This is a genomic window from uncultured Lactobacillus sp. (assembly GCF_947367125.1).
Lineage (GTDB): Bacteria > Bacillota > Bacilli > Lactobacillales > Lactobacillaceae > Lactobacillus.
The window spans coordinates 1-13090 of the sequence record NZ_CANBCQ010000003.1 but is presented as its reverse complement, the minus strand read 5'-3'; the positions used below and the strand labels follow the sequence as shown (position 1 = coordinate 13090).

The 13090-nt window shown below is 36.0% G+C and carries 13 protein-coding genes and 1 pseudogene; 10 read left to right on the top strand and 4 right to left on the bottom strand.

Annotated elements, in window-relative coordinates; genetic code table 11:
• Nucleotides 1–368 precede the first annotated feature (368 nt).
• Nucleotides 369–1757, bottom strand: coding sequence for a 23S rRNA (uracil(1939)-C(5))-methyltransferase RlmD (rlmD, locus tag Q0Y84_RS01545; protein WP_297950172.1), 1389 nt, complete (start codon nucleotides 1755–1757; stop codon nucleotides 369–371).
• A gap of 122 nt (nucleotides 1758–1879) precedes the next feature.
• Here rlmD and recX point away from each other — a divergent pair, with 122 nt between their 5' ends.
• Nucleotides 1880–2692 (top strand): recombination regulator RecX, encoded by an 813-nt coding sequence (gene recX / locus Q0Y84_RS01540; RefSeq protein WP_297950170.1) that lies wholly within the window; start codon nucleotides 1880–1882, stop codon nucleotides 2690–2692.
• A gap of 8 nt (nucleotides 2693–2700) precedes the next feature.
• Nucleotides 2701–3183, top strand: a complete 483-nt coding sequence (locus tag Q0Y84_RS01535) for a hypothetical protein (RefSeq protein ID WP_297950168.1) — start codon at nucleotides 2701–2703, stop codon at nucleotides 3181–3183.
• On the opposite strand, the gene Q0Y84_RS01530 is transcribed toward Q0Y84_RS01535, so the two are convergent.
• Nucleotides 3184–3645 carry a hypothetical protein gene (locus Q0Y84_RS01530; RefSeq protein WP_297950166.1) on the bottom strand — a complete coding sequence of 154 codons (462 nt, stop codon included), beginning with the start codon at nucleotides 3643–3645 and terminating at the stop codon, nucleotides 3184–3186.
• A 101-nt stretch (nucleotides 3646–3746) separates the two neighbouring features.
• Between Q0Y84_RS01530 and Q0Y84_RS01525 the strand changes: the two genes are divergently transcribed.
• Nucleotides 3747–4613, top strand: coding sequence for a hemolysin family protein (locus tag Q0Y84_RS01525; RefSeq protein WP_297950164.1), 867 nt, complete (start codon nucleotides 3747–3749; stop codon nucleotides 4611–4613).
• Nucleotides 4613–6184: a peptide chain release factor 3 gene (locus Q0Y84_RS01520; protein ID WP_297950162.1), complete on the top strand. Its 1572-nt coding sequence runs from the start codon at nucleotides 4613–4615 to the stop codon at nucleotides 6182–6184. Before Q0Y84_RS01525 ends, Q0Y84_RS01520 begins: the two co-directional genes overlap by 1 nt.
• Before the next feature lie 53 nt (nucleotides 6185–6237).
• Here Q0Y84_RS01520 and Q0Y84_RS01515 read toward each other — a convergent pair whose 3' ends face one another.
• Together Q0Y84_RS01515 and Q0Y84_RS01510 are read right to left on the bottom strand one after the other, a co-directional pair.
• On the bottom strand, nucleotides 6238–6519 hold the full coding sequence (locus Q0Y84_RS01515) for a DUF1827 family protein (RefSeq protein ID WP_297950160.1): 282 nt from the start codon (nucleotides 6517–6519) through the stop codon (nucleotides 6238–6240).
• A gap of 144 nt (nucleotides 6520–6663) precedes the next feature.
• Nucleotides 6664–8853 (bottom strand): ATP-dependent Clp protease ATP-binding subunit, encoded by a 2190-nt coding sequence (locus Q0Y84_RS01510; RefSeq protein WP_297950338.1) that lies wholly within the window; start codon nucleotides 8851–8853, stop codon nucleotides 6664–6666.
• Between the two features lie 202 nt (nucleotides 8854–9055).
• Here Q0Y84_RS01510 and Q0Y84_RS01505 point away from each other — a divergent pair, with 202 nt between their 5' ends.
• The 6 genes and pseudogenes from Q0Y84_RS01505 to Q0Y84_RS01480 form a co-directional block, all read left to right on the top strand.
• Nucleotides 9056–9238, top strand: coding sequence for a hypothetical protein (locus Q0Y84_RS01505; RefSeq protein WP_187364794.1), 183 nt, complete (start codon nucleotides 9056–9058; stop codon nucleotides 9236–9238).
• Between the two features lie 112 nt (nucleotides 9239–9350).
• A complete protein-coding gene (locus Q0Y84_RS01500) occupies nucleotides 9351–9617 on the top strand; it encodes a phosphocarrier protein HPr (protein ID WP_005718606.1) in 267 nt (88 codons plus the stop codon).
• Nucleotides 9617–11350, top strand: coding sequence for a phosphoenolpyruvate--protein phosphotransferase (ptsP, locus tag Q0Y84_RS01495; protein ID WP_297950105.1), 1734 nt, complete (start codon nucleotides 9617–9619; stop codon nucleotides 11348–11350). Before Q0Y84_RS01500 ends, ptsP begins: the two co-directional genes overlap by 1 nt.
• A 226-nt stretch (nucleotides 11351–11576) precedes the next feature.
• On the top strand, nucleotides 11577–11975 hold the full coding sequence (gene spx, locus Q0Y84_RS01490) for a transcriptional regulator Spx (RefSeq protein ID WP_297950103.1): 399 nt from the start codon (nucleotides 11577–11579) through the stop codon (nucleotides 11973–11975).
• A gap of 103 nt (nucleotides 11976–12078) precedes the next feature.
• Nucleotides 12079–12810, top strand: coding sequence for an adaptor protein MecA (locus Q0Y84_RS01485; protein WP_297950101.1), 732 nt, complete (start codon nucleotides 12079–12081; stop codon nucleotides 12808–12810).
• Nucleotides 12811–12894: 84 nt separating this feature from the next.
• Nucleotides 12895–13014 (top strand): annotated as a pseudogene (locus Q0Y84_RS01480) (competence protein); the annotation flags it as partial.
• Between the last annotated feature and the right edge of the window lie 76 nt (nucleotides 13015–13090).

Below are 13090 nucleotides of genomic sequence, written 5' to 3'. Positions count from 1 at the left end.
CTATAAAATATAAGTAAGTTTTTATCTCCAGAATTGTATTATTATTGGAAACTTGAAAGATTCTCTATGTGTAGAGGTGTCAGCCATAAATATTTTAATTAAAAATAATTTGATTAATCATCATTGGCTGTTCGCAAAAACTCCAATTCATTAAAAGTTACGTTTTATGTAAAGACCCGAACAAGTGAATGTTAATGTTGGTTGCGATAATGCCATTGGTTTATACATACCAAACAACTAAAGATCGTGACTATCAATTGATGAGCTACCTCATCCACTTGAAATTGCGGCTATCAAAAGACAGGATTTGTCTGATAGTCGCTTTTTTATGTAAAAAAATAACCTAGTCAAACGACTAGGCTATTATTTTATCGATCTTTTCTAAGAACTAATTTAGCAATTGCTTCACAACGTGGAGTTTGTGGCAACATATCGACATTTTGAATCACGCGAATATCGTAAGCTTCACTAAGTAAAACTAAATCTTGTGCTAAAGTTGAAGGGTTACATGAGATGTAAACAAAGGTCTCAGGTTTAACACGTAGAAGGGTCTTAATCAAACTTTTAGCTAAACCGGTTCTTGGTGGATCGACAATTAAAGCATCAATTGATACGCCACTATTTTGTAATTCTGGCAAAACTTTTTCAACACTGCCTTGGATATAGTCAGCATTCTTGATGTGATTGAGCTCAACATTATGTTGAGCATCTTTTACCGCTTCAGGAATAGTTTCAATGCCGACAACTTGCTTGACCCGATCAGCTGCTAAAATTCCTAAAGTACCAACACCACTGTAGGCATCAATTAAGATTTGATCAGGGGTTAAGTCTAAGTATTTTAATGCTTCAGAGTATAAATTGACAGTTTGAACTGGGTTCAATTGGAAGAAAGCACGAGGAGATAGGGCAAACTTTTTGCCTAAGATTTCTTCGGTAATTTGGCTCTTGCCCAAAAGTTTTTCAGTTTTATTACCCCAAACTTGTGGATTTTGCCATTCGGTTTCGTTTTGGTAAACGGAAACAACATAGTCAAGTTTCATAATTTCTTTGGTCAGCGGAATTAGGTTCTTAATCTTATGACCAATAGTAATTAATGTTACTTGAATTTCCTTAGTAGCTTCTGATTGACGAACTACTACAGTTTTTACACCAGGTAAGTGGCGCCGGTAGTTGGCAACGGGAACGTGCAATTTTTCAATGAGAGCTTTGATTTCACGTTCAGTTTTTTGAGTATCTTCACTTTGAGTTGGCATTTTTGGCAAATCAATTAAGCGGTGTGAATTTGGTGCAAAAAGACCTAATTTAAGTTTGCCATGGTCTTGTTCAATCTGATATTGAGCCTTATTGCGATAATGCCATGGATTAGGAGCAGCGCTTGTGTTTTTAACCTTATATTTGTTGTAGTTACGTGGATGGTATTTGCGTAAAGATTCAAGCATATTATTTTTCTTGAATTCTAGCTGCTTATCATAGGATAAATGTGCTAATTCCAAACCACCAATTTCTGGATCAACACCTTCAGGGAAGGCTACACGGTCGGGGCTTTTTTCCTTGATTCTAACTAATTCTCCTTGGAGATAGTGAGGATATGATTTAATAATTTTAGCTACAACTACTTCGTCTGGTAAAGCGCCAGGAATGAAGATGATCTTTTTCTTATAATAGCCGATTCCTTCACCATTAATTCCGAGTCGCTTGATTGTAATAATAACGTCTTTTTCACGCTTTTGTTTATTTTGAGAAGATTTTCTGTTCATTGTTAATTCTTTCTACTAAAAACTAAATTACATTTAATTATTGTACTACCTAAAAAAAGTTCTTAGCAAGCTCTAGCAAAATTTGCTAGCATGGATGTAGAAAAATATGTGAGGTGAAGCAGTTGATTATAACCAAAGTAAGTGCACAACGGCGGCTAGGTCGCTATAATATTTTTATAGATGAAAAATATGCTTTTTCGGCTAGTGAAAAAACAGTGGCAGAATTTGTGTTGCTAAAAGGCAAGGAACTAAATGACGAACAAGTAGAAAAAATCAAACAGTTTGATGCAGATGCTAAAGCTAGTGATTTAGCGGCTCATTTTTTGAGTTATGAACCTCGAACTATTTTTGAAGTGTTGCAGTACCTGAAAAAACATGAGATTTCTGATGAGGCGGCTAATAATGCTGTTAATCAGTTAAATGAGTTAGGTTATCTTGATGATCAGCAATATGCTAAATTATTTATCAAAAATAATTTGCGAGTTGGCTCTGATGGACCGCAAAGCTTGTTGCGCAAATTAACTCAAAAAGGTGTTAATCCTGAAATTAGTCAAGTTGAATTAGATGAAGTCGCCGAAGAAGATTGGATTGAAGTTGGTCAACGGGTGATTAAATCCGTGGGTCATCAAGTAGGAAAAATCTCCCAGCGTGAACTTGAACGTAAAATGCGGATCAAGTTACTGACTCACGGTTTTAGCAGTGATCTTATTGGCGCGATGATTGATACAATGGATCTCGAAGAAGATGAAGCTACACAAACAGAGGCTTTAAAAAAGCAGGGGATTAAGGCCTATAAGCGGTTTAGAAATTTAGCTGAAACTGAGCGCAAGTTTAAAATGAAAAAGTATTTGTTTAGCCATGGTTTCTCGTCAGGAGAGATTGATGCTTTTTTGAATGGTGAAATCATTGTTTTAGATGAATTGGCAGAATATTAGGAGAAAAAATGAAAAAGAATATTAAACAAAAATTATTTGTCGGACGTCCATTTCCAGCAGGTTTAATGAATGCGCAAAAAAGTTTCATCGAGGCTAATCAACAAATGGAAAACGATGAGACTTTTCAAAAATTTTTAGCTGATCATGATTTAGAAAATAAGCGTTCTGTCTTAGTAGTGTCAGGTGAAGATAGTTTTATGTACTGGTATGGCGTTTTGGCTGATATAGCTGAGGATGAAGTGCCAACAGGCTTGATGAAGTTTGAATTGCCAGCAGCTGAAGTAGCTGAGGAAGCAGAGGAAAATCAAACCTTGGTCTTTTTCAACTTACCATTAACTAGTACGGTCCCTAATTTTACTAAAAAGGTGGTTGCTAGTGGGATTGAAGTACATGAAAATTTAGGCGATAGTGATACGCCATATATTACCTGGGATCTTGATCTGGATACAAAAAAACTGACTCAAGTAATGTACTTGAAAGCCAGTGAATAATTAGTGTTGTTCAGGATCGATTGATAAGTTGTCGTATTCAACATAAGCGCCAAGGCAGGTTGAGACGAACATGATTAATAAAACGAAGCCGATCGAACTACCAACAATTTGATCTAGTGTTAGTACTGCACGAACTAAATATGTTGCAGCAAAACAAAGTATGAAATCTAAAATAATGTTAGCAGCTAAGAACCAGTAACGCCGTCTAATACTAAAAAAGCGTAATAGTTGTTTTAATAAGCCGTCGTTGGTTTGAACAGCTAATAAATCGACGGGTCGCTGGATTGTTGCCTTAACAGCAAACATGATAATTGCCCCAACCAGTGAGCCGATTAGAGTACGGAAGATTTCAGCTGAGTGCAGAACTAATGCGTTATAACCGATTCCGATGATCGTTAAGCTACAAATATAAGGAATCAGCAAAAGAAATGTAAAAACGAGTAAGACATGACTTTTTTTCATGGCGAACCTCCTAGTCTTATGTGCTATTTTAACATAATTGCTGCAGGCTCTATGCTATAATAGCTATATTTAGATAACTTTTTAAGAAAGAGAGTATAAAAATGAGTAGTGATCCTGGAGCGGGAACTCTGTTTGATCGCTTAAAAAATAAATTATCTGGCGAGAAAAAAGAGGGGACAAAAGATCATTTAGAAAAAGAAATCATTAATTTACATGAAAGTCATAAAATTGATGATACTGAATTTTCAATGTTGGAAGGTATTTTAGACTTTCAAGGTAAGACTGCTCGTGAAGTAATGGTTCCGCGAACTGACGCTTTTATGGTTGATAGAGAAGTAAGTTTTCAGGATAATCTTGATGAGATTCTCCGTGAACCATATTCGAGGATTCCGGTTTATCAGCGTGATAAGGATAAAATTGTCGGAATTATTCATATTAGAACAGTTTTACGTAAGGCTAAACAAAAAGGCTTCAACAATCTAGATTATCAAGATGTAATGACTGAACCCTTATTTGCACCAGAAACTGCTGAACTGGGAGATTTGCTGATGGAAATGCAGCAAACGCAGCGGCAACTAGCAATTTTGACTGATGAATACGGTGGAGTAACAGGATTAGCCACAATTGAAGATTTGATTGAAGAAATTGTTGGTGATATTGACGATGAAGTTGATCATACTGAGATCCTTTTTAATCAAATAGCTCCTAATAAATATATTATCTATGGCAAAATGCCGTTAGATGATTTTAATGAACAGTTTGGTACAAATCTTGAGATGGAAGATGTTGATACTGTAGCAGGATATGTGATCAATACTTTGAAGGTTATTCCAGCTAAAGGAGAAAAACTAACAGTCGATCTTGGAAATGGGATGACCTTGACTACTAGAAGAATAAAAGGGTCACGTTTATTGACAGTATTATTATCAATTAATGAATCAAAAAAGGAAGAAGATAGCGAAAACTAATGGATAAAGAGTTGGCAGATAAAGTAAAAAAGAGAAGGACATTTGCAATTATTTCTCACCCGGATGCAGGTAAGACAACAATTACTGAACAAATGCTTTTGTTCGGTGGGGTAATTCGTAAAGCAGGTACAGTTAAAGCAAGAAAGACTGGAAACTTTGCTACTAGTGACTGGATGGAAATCGAAAAAAAACGTGGGATTTCTGTTACTAGTTCAGTAATGCAGTTTGAATATCAAGGCAAGCGGATCAATATTTTGGATACGCCAGGTCACCAAGACTTCTCAGAAGATACGTACCGTACTTTAATGGCAGTGGACTCGGCAGTCATGGTAATTGACTCAGCTAAGGGTATTGAGCCCCAAACCAAGAAGCTATTCAAGGTTGTTAAGCAACGTGGTATTCCAATTTTTACTTTTATGAATAAGTTAGACCGTGATGGACGTCCACCACTAGACTTAATTGCGGAATTAGAAGACTTGCTCGGAATTGAAGGAGTGGCAATGGATTGGCCAATTGGTTCTGGTCAAACCTTGAAGGGATTATACGACATCGCTAATAATCGAGTTGAACTTTATCGTAAAGACGATAAGGATCGCTTTTTACCGCTTGATCAGGGTGGTAAGTTGCCTGATAGTGAACCTCTTAGTCAAGATCCGCAATTCCAAGATACTTTGGATGAGATTGACTTGATTAAAGAAGCCGGTAACAAGTTTGACCGAGAAAAGATTGCTATGGGTGATCAAACTCCAGTCTTCTTTGGTTCAGCCTTAACTAATTTTGGAGTAGAAACATTTTTAAATAGTTTTGTTGATTTAGCTCCAGCTCCAGAAAGTCATACTGTTAATGGGGATGAAGAATTGAGCCCAGAAGATCCAGAATTTTCTGGTTTTGTTTTTAAGATTCAGGCTAACATGAATCCTCATCACCGTGATCGAATTGCCTTTGTTCGTGTTGGATCTGGTGAGTTTAAAAAGGGGTTGGATGTAACTTTAGCTAGAACAGGTAAGCCAATTCGTTTAAATAATGCTACAGAATTTATGTCAAGTGAACGAGTACAGGTTTCTGATGCTGTAGCAGGTGACATTGTTGGTTTGTACGATACTGGTAATTTCCAAATTGGAGATAGTATCTATGCGGGCAAACGCAAGATTGTTTATCCACCATTGCCAGAATTTACGCCAGAATTATTTATGCGCGTAACTGCTAAGAATGTGATGAAGCAGAAGTCATTCCATAAAGGGATGAACCAGTTAGTTCAAGAAGGTGCGATTCAGCTTTACCGCAATTATCAAACGGATGAATATATTCTTGGTGCTGTTGGTCAATTGCAGTTTGAAGTGTTCCAATTCAGAATGAAGAATGAATATAATTCTGAAGTTGAGATGAACAGTATAGGTCGTCGGGTAGCTCGTTGGATTGATCCAGAGCAACTTGATCCGCGGATGTCCAATAGTCGTAACTTATTGGTAAAAGATCGCTATGGTAATCCATTGTTCTTGTTTGAAAATGAATTTGCTGAGCGCTTCTTCCACGATAAATATCCAGATGTTAAATTAACTGAAAAACTTTAAATCGAAAAGAGGACTGATTTTGTGTCAGTCCTCTTTTTGATTTAAATATTTGATTACTTGTCAACGTGAATTTCGATTACATGACGGCTCTTATCTACAGTCAATGTGTATGAAGAATCATAGTTTTTAATTAAACGCTTGATTACAAATTCAATTTCATCTTCACGAACACGGCGGTCATGGTTTTCAAGTACGATACCGATAGCATCTTTACTTTCAGTATAGATAACTGAAGTATTACCAAGAGAATAAACTTTAACAAAGTTAGCATCGGTAGTATTGAGCTGACTGTGAACCAAATTAGAGTAGTTGTTGGTTACATCAATTAAATGCATGGAATTCACCTGTTTCTGTTAGCTTTACTTGTTCTAATTTAGTATACCTCAAATTGAGGAGCATATTTTTATTTTTAAGAAAAAAGATTTCGAAAAGTTACTTCCGAAATCTTTTTGATAATTTGTAAATTAAATTACTAGATTTTAATTTGCTTCATCTGTGATGACAATTTTACCATCAGTAACATCGGCTTTTAAGTTTTTAGCTTGTGGATGATCTAGCTTAAAGTCAGCTACATTATCTTCGATTTCTTCTTGGATAGTACGACGAAGTGGACGAGCACCAAGGGCTGGATTGAAGCCATCATCGACTAGTTTATCTTTAGCAGCGTCAGTTACATCAATATGTAAGCCTTGGTCTTTAACCATGTTGTTGGTGTTTTGCAACATCAAGTCAACGATCTTAAGTAGGTCAGGTTTAGTTAATTCATTAAACTCGATTACGTCATCTAAACGGTTTAAAAATTCTGGTTTAAAGAATTGACTCATGTTGTTTCTAGCAGATTCACTTGCTTCATCTTCGTTTTCAGCAGTGAAACCAACGCTAGCATTTTTGATTCCTTGGCCGGCATTAGAGGTCATGATGATAATTGTATCCTTGAATGAAACTGTTCTACCTTGTGAGTCGGTTAAGCGACCATCATCGAGAATTTGTAAGAAGAGGTTTAACACGTCTGGATGAGCTTTTTCAATTTCATCAAGTAAGATTAGGCTATATGGATTGTGACGAACTTGTTCGGTTAATTGACCGGCTTCTTCATAGCCAACGTAGCCTGGAGCGGAACCAATTAGTTTAGAAACTGAGTATTGCTCCATATATTCAGACATATCAAAGCGAATCATTGCGTCTGATGAGCCAAACATTTGCTTAGCTAATTGCTTAGCTAATTCAGTTTTACCGACACCAGTTGGACCAACGAAGAGGAAGGAACCAATTGGACGACCAGATTTGTTAAAACCAATCCGGTTACGGCGAATAGCACGTGCAACTTTTTCAACAGCCTTATCTTGACCAATTACATGAGCCTTTAAGTCTTCAGCCAAGTTTTGCAATTGATTTTCTTCTTGCTTTTGAATGTCGCCAACAGGAATACCAGTCTTTTCTTCAACGATTTTATCCATAATCTTATCGGTGATAACTGGTGACTTATCAGGATCTACTTTTTGATCCTTGACCTTCTCGTATTTTTCGATTTGATCACGGTAGTAGGCTGCTTTTTCGTAATCTTCATTCTTTAAAGCTTCTTCTTTTAGTTGTTCAGCTGCATTGATTCTTTCTTGCATCTTGTCTTTATCGATGTAAGGAATAGTTAAGTTCATTCTTGAACCAGCTTCGTCAAGAAGGTCAATTGCCTTATCTGGTAAAAATCTGTCTTGAATATAGCGAGCTGAAAGCTTGGCAGCAGCTTCAATAGCTTCATCAGTGTAGCGAACGTGATGATAGTCTTCGTAACGCTTTTGAATACCTTTTAAGATACGAATAGTTTCATCAATGGATGGTTCTCTAACTTCAACTGGCTGGAAACGTCTAGCTAAAGCGGAATCCTTTTCAATATCACGATATTCTTTAATTGTGGTGGCACCTACTAATTGTAATTCGCCACGGGCTAAAGCTGGCTTAATGATATTGCCGGCATCCATGCCGCCTTCAGCGTTACCAGCGCCGACGATTTCATGAATTTCATCAATAAAGAGAATAATATCGTTATTTTGCTGTAATTCTTTGATTAATTGTTCCATTCTTTGTTCAAATTGACCGCGAATGCCGGTTCCCTGAACAAGTGAAACAACATTTAATGAAATAATTCGTTTGTTTTGCAATTTGGCAGGGACTGAACCATCGACAATTTCTTGGGCTAGGCCTTCGACAACAGCAGTTTTACCAACACCTGCTTCACCAATTAAAACAGGATTATTTTTAGTTCTTCTATTTAAAATTTCAATGACACGAGCAATTTCTTTATCACGGCCAATTACCGGGTCAATTTTGCCTTTTTTAGCAAGTGCGGTTAAGTCCGTACCATATTGGTCAAGCAAGCTTCTGCCGCCTTGACCACCGTTACCGACTCCACCACCCATTTGCATGCGAGGATCGTTGCCTCTCATTTCATTATTATTGTTTGCGGCATTGTTGTTATTTCCGTTTAATGCGTTGAATAAATCATCAAAGTCGCCAAAAAATTCATTATTATTATTCATATTTCCTTGATTTCCTTGTTGATTTTTTAATTCTTGATAACAGTGTTGACATAAATCTATTTCACGGCTTTGGCCATTTACCTTAGTGAAAAGGTGAATGGAAGCGGGCCGTTCATGACAATTTTGGCAAAGCAAATACATTACCGCCTTTCTTTTCAACTGTAACAAGATTATATTATTAGCACTCTCTGCAGTCAAGTGCTAAGGCTTGAAAAAGCTTATTTTTTGTAAGGAAATATGTTATCGTGAATAAAATATTAATATTTTTGAAAATTGAATATAAATAGTAGAATTAACGATGAAAAAATTATAAAATTTGAAAAGAGTGGTGATATTTTTGGATTATCAAAAAATTCTAGATCAATTAGTCTCAGGTGAACTGAAGGAATATAAAGTGGAGCCTAAAGATGCATTTGATCTTCAAAAAACTATTAGAAATTACGGAAAAAGACAATACATTACTGGTAGAGCGGAAAGAGGCGGTGCCATTGTGTATACCGCTACGAATACCGACGAGTAAATGATGTAAACTGTTACATTACAGTTGTCTAATTTGTAAAAACATGATAATCTAATACTCGAATGGGTATTTATTACCAGTTTAATTTTTCAATTTAAAGGAGATATTTATAATGGAAAAACGCGATTTTCATATCATTGCAGAAACAGGTATTCATGCACGTCCAGCTACTCTTTTAGTACAAGCTGCTTCAAAGTTTGGTTCAGATGTTAACTTGGAATACAACGGCAAGTCAGTAAACTTGAAGTCAATCATGGGTGTTATGTCACTTGGTGTTGGCCAAAACGCTGATGTTACCATCACTGCTGAAGGTGACGATGAAAAAGATGCATTAGATGCAATTGCTGACACTATGAAAAAAGAAGGTTTAGCTGAATAATGACCAAGACTTTAAAAGGAATTGCTGCAAGTGATGGTATTGCTATCGCTCCAGCATATCTTCTTGTGGAGCCTGATCTTTCATTCTCAAAGTCCTCAATTGATGATGTTGATGCAGAAGTAGCTCGTTACAAGGATGCTATTAAGGCTTCAACTGCTGAAGTTGAAAAGATACATGATATTGCTAAGGAAAGCTTGGGCGATGAAGAAGCTCAAGTTTTTGAGGCTCACTTAATGATTTTAAATGACCCAGAATTTACTGGAGCCATTGAGAATGAAATTAAGGATTCAAAGATCAATGCAGAAGCCGCTCTTGATGAAACAGCTCAAAAATTCATCGCTATTTTTGAAGGAATGACAGATAATCCTTATATGCAAGAACGTGCTGCTGATGTACGTGACGTTTCAAAACGTATTATGGCACACCTTCTTGGCAAGGAATTACCAAATCCAGCTTCGATTGATCATGAAGTAATTGTAGTTGCTCACGACTTAACTCCAAGTGATACTGCACAACTTAATAAGAAATTTGTTAAGGGCTTTGTCACTGATATTGGTGGTCGTACAGCACACTCAGCAATTATGGCTCGTTCACTTGAATTACCAGCTGTCGTTGGTACTGATTCAATTACTAAAGACGTTAAGAATGGTGATATGTTAATTGCCGATGGTCTTGATGGTGATGCAATTATTGATCCAAGTGATGCTCAAGTAACTGACTATAAGCAAAAGAGTGAAGCATTCCTTAAGCAAAAGGCTGAATGGGCTAAGCTTAAGAATGAACCATCAGTTACTGCAGATGGTAAGAAGTTCATTATTGCTGCCAACATTGGTACGCCTAACGATATGCCAGGTGTAAAAGATAATGGAGCTGAAGCTATTGGATTGTACAGAACAGAATTTTTGTACATGGATTCTAATGACTTCCCAACTGAAGATGCTCAATTCGATGCCTATAAAGAAGTTATTGAAGGCATGAATGGTAAGCAAACTATTATCAGAACCTGTGATATCGGTGGTGATAAGCACCTTGATTACTGGGACTTGCCAGAAGAAATGAACCCATTCTTAGGTGTTCGTGCTATTCGTCTTTCAATGCAATACCCAGAAATCTTTAGAACCCAATTAAGAGCTTTACTTCGTGCATCAGCTTATGGTCCATTGGGCATTATGTTCCCAATGATCGGTAGCTTGCAAGAATTAAGAAAAGCCAAGAAGATCTTAAACGAAGAAAAAGACAAGTTGATCGAAAAGGGCGTTAAAGTCGGTGATGACTTACAAGTTGGTATGATGATTGAAGTACCAGCTGCAGCTATGTTAGCTGATCAATTTGCTAAGGAAGTTGACTTCTTCTCAATTGGTACTAATGATTTGATTCAATACACTATGGCTGCTGACCGTGGTAATGATAATGTTTCATACTTATACCAACCATATAATCCATCAGTATTGCGTTTAATTAAGCATACTATTGATGGGGCTCATGAAAATGGTATTTGGTGTGGTATGTGTGGTGAAGCTGCTGGTGATAACGTCATGTTCCCAATTTTGCTTTCAATGGGACTTGATGAATACTCAATGAGTGCAACTTCAATCTTGCGTATCAGAAGTTTGATGAAGAAGTTAAATACTGCTGACATTAAGGAATTAGCTAACCAAGCTTGTTACGTTTCAGAAACTGCTGAAGACAATGAAAAATTAGTTAATGACTTAATGGAAAAACTTAATCAATAGTATTTAAATCAAAAGAGAGACCGTTGGGTCTCTTTTTTGGTTATTATCATAAATTTATAGAAAACAAACGAAATCTTCACAAATAATTCACGTTTTATCTTTAGTATTAAGTAAATAGTTATGATAACCGATAAAATGAGCACTTATAAAAAGGAAGCATGCGTGTTATACTAGCTATGAGTCAAAAGACGTATACAAATATTTTTTCTGAGGAGCGTGATTTTTTATGGTAGATTTATATGTGTCTCCTAGTTGTACTTCATGTCGGAAGGCAAGAGCATGGCTTGAAAAGCATGATATTTCATTTAAAGAAAGAAACATTTTTTCTGAGCCATTATCCAAAAAAGAGTTATTAAGGATTTTGCGGATGACTGAAAATGGTACTGAAGAAATCATTTCTACCCGTTCAAGAGCTTTTCAACAATTGAAAGTTAATTTAGATGATTTGTCAATTGATCAGTTACTTGATTTAGTAGAAAAAAATCCTAGCTTATTAAGAAGACCGATTATTATGGATGATCGTCGACTTCAAGTGGGTTACAATGAGGATGAAATTCGTCGATTCTTGCCACGTAAGGTTCGTCGATTAGAATTAGCTGAAGCGCAAAAGATTGCAGATTTATAAAATGGATAAAAGGTGTTAGTCAAGACGTTGTCGAAACTAACACTTTTGTTTTAAATGAAAAATACGCTACAATAGATGTATTAATTCATGGAGGTGAAATCCTGTGCAGATAGATCATATTGATAAAAATACAATTAGGGTGCGAATTGACAAGACCGAGTTGGCTCATCGTGGTATGGGAATGCTTGATTTATTAGGTAATCGACAAAAAATTCAAGATTTCTTTTATAAGATTCTTGATGAAGTCGACGAGGATCATGAATTTGCTAATGGCGATCCAGTGTCATTTCAAGTAATGCCTAATAATGGTGGTCTGGATTTAATGATTACCAAAGTTAAGCCAGATGATACAGAGAAGCTAAGAAAATTGATGGGTGGTAATTTTCCTAAAGGTGAGGAATCATCATCAAATGCCAAGGACTCACAAAGTTTCTTTGATTTAGATGAAGATACTACAGACTCAAATTCTGTGTCTCAGGGATCAACTATCCATAATTTTAAATCAGATGATAAAAATGATGAGCATCCAGATTGGAAATCTCGTAAAACTCAAGCCTATTATTTTGATGATTTAAATAGTCTAATTGAGTTGGCAGATAATCTCAAGGCAAGTGATTTGGCTTCCAGTATATATTACTTGAATGGAAAATATTTCTTAGAGTTAGCATTTCTTGATGAAGAATATGCAGAACTTAAACCAGCTGATGCATGGGCGATAGCCAATGAATTTGGATTTAAAGTTGATCGTGATAAGATGCGGGTAGTTGAAGAAACAGGTAAGTGCTTGTTATTACAAGATGCTTTAGGACAAATTCGGCATTACTTTTTAAATTAGACTAATTTGTTAAGATTTATTAAAGAAAAAGAGACGGAACAAAATTCCGCCTCTTTTTTGCGTAATAAAACATGGGTGAGAAATATGTATGCAGCCATGTTGAATAAAAAATTAGTATTAGCTGTTAATGAGGCTTATTTGGTCAATAATAAACAGAAAAAATTAAATCAGGATAATTATCGTTGTCCCCAGTGTAATAAAAAGAAACTGTCAAATCTTTTGTGTAAATAGATCTTTCTCGTAAATTGATTTTTTAATTATTTATTTAATCAAAGTAGGA

Bases quoted from the DNA above. Each gene is read 5' to 3' on its own strand.
- Q0Y84_RS01500 (WP_005718606.1), top strand. From the start codon at position 9,351: ATGGAAAAACGCGATTTTCATATCATTGCAGAAACAGGTATTCATGCA.
- Q0Y84_RS01525 (WP_297950164.1), top strand. From the start codon at position 3,747: ATGAGTAGTGATCCTGGAGCGGGAACTCTGTTTGATCGCTTAAAAAAT.
- rlmD (WP_297950172.1), bottom strand. From the start codon at position 1,757: ATGAACAGAAAATCTTCTCAAAATAAACAAAAGCGTGAAAAAGACGTT.
- Q0Y84_RS01535 (WP_297950168.1), top strand. From the start codon at position 2,701: ATGAAAAAGAATATTAAACAAAAATTATTTGTCGGACGTCCATTTCCA.
- Q0Y84_RS01530 (WP_297950166.1), bottom strand. From the start codon at position 3,645: ATGAAAAAAAGTCATGTCTTACTCGTTTTTACATTTCTTTTGCTGATT.
- ptsP (WP_297950105.1), top strand. From the start codon at position 9,617: ATGACCAAGACTTTAAAAGGAATTGCTGCAAGTGATGGTATTGCTATC.
- Q0Y84_RS01520 (WP_297950162.1), top strand. From the start codon at position 4,613: ATGGATAAAGAGTTGGCAGATAAAGTAAAAAAGAGAAGGACATTTGCA.
- Q0Y84_RS01515 (WP_297950160.1), bottom strand. From the start codon at position 6,519: ATGCATTTAATTGATGTAACCAACAACTACTCTAATTTGGTTCACAGT.
- spx (WP_297950103.1), top strand. From the start codon at position 11,577: ATGGTAGATTTATATGTGTCTCCTAGTTGTACTTCATGTCGGAAGGCA.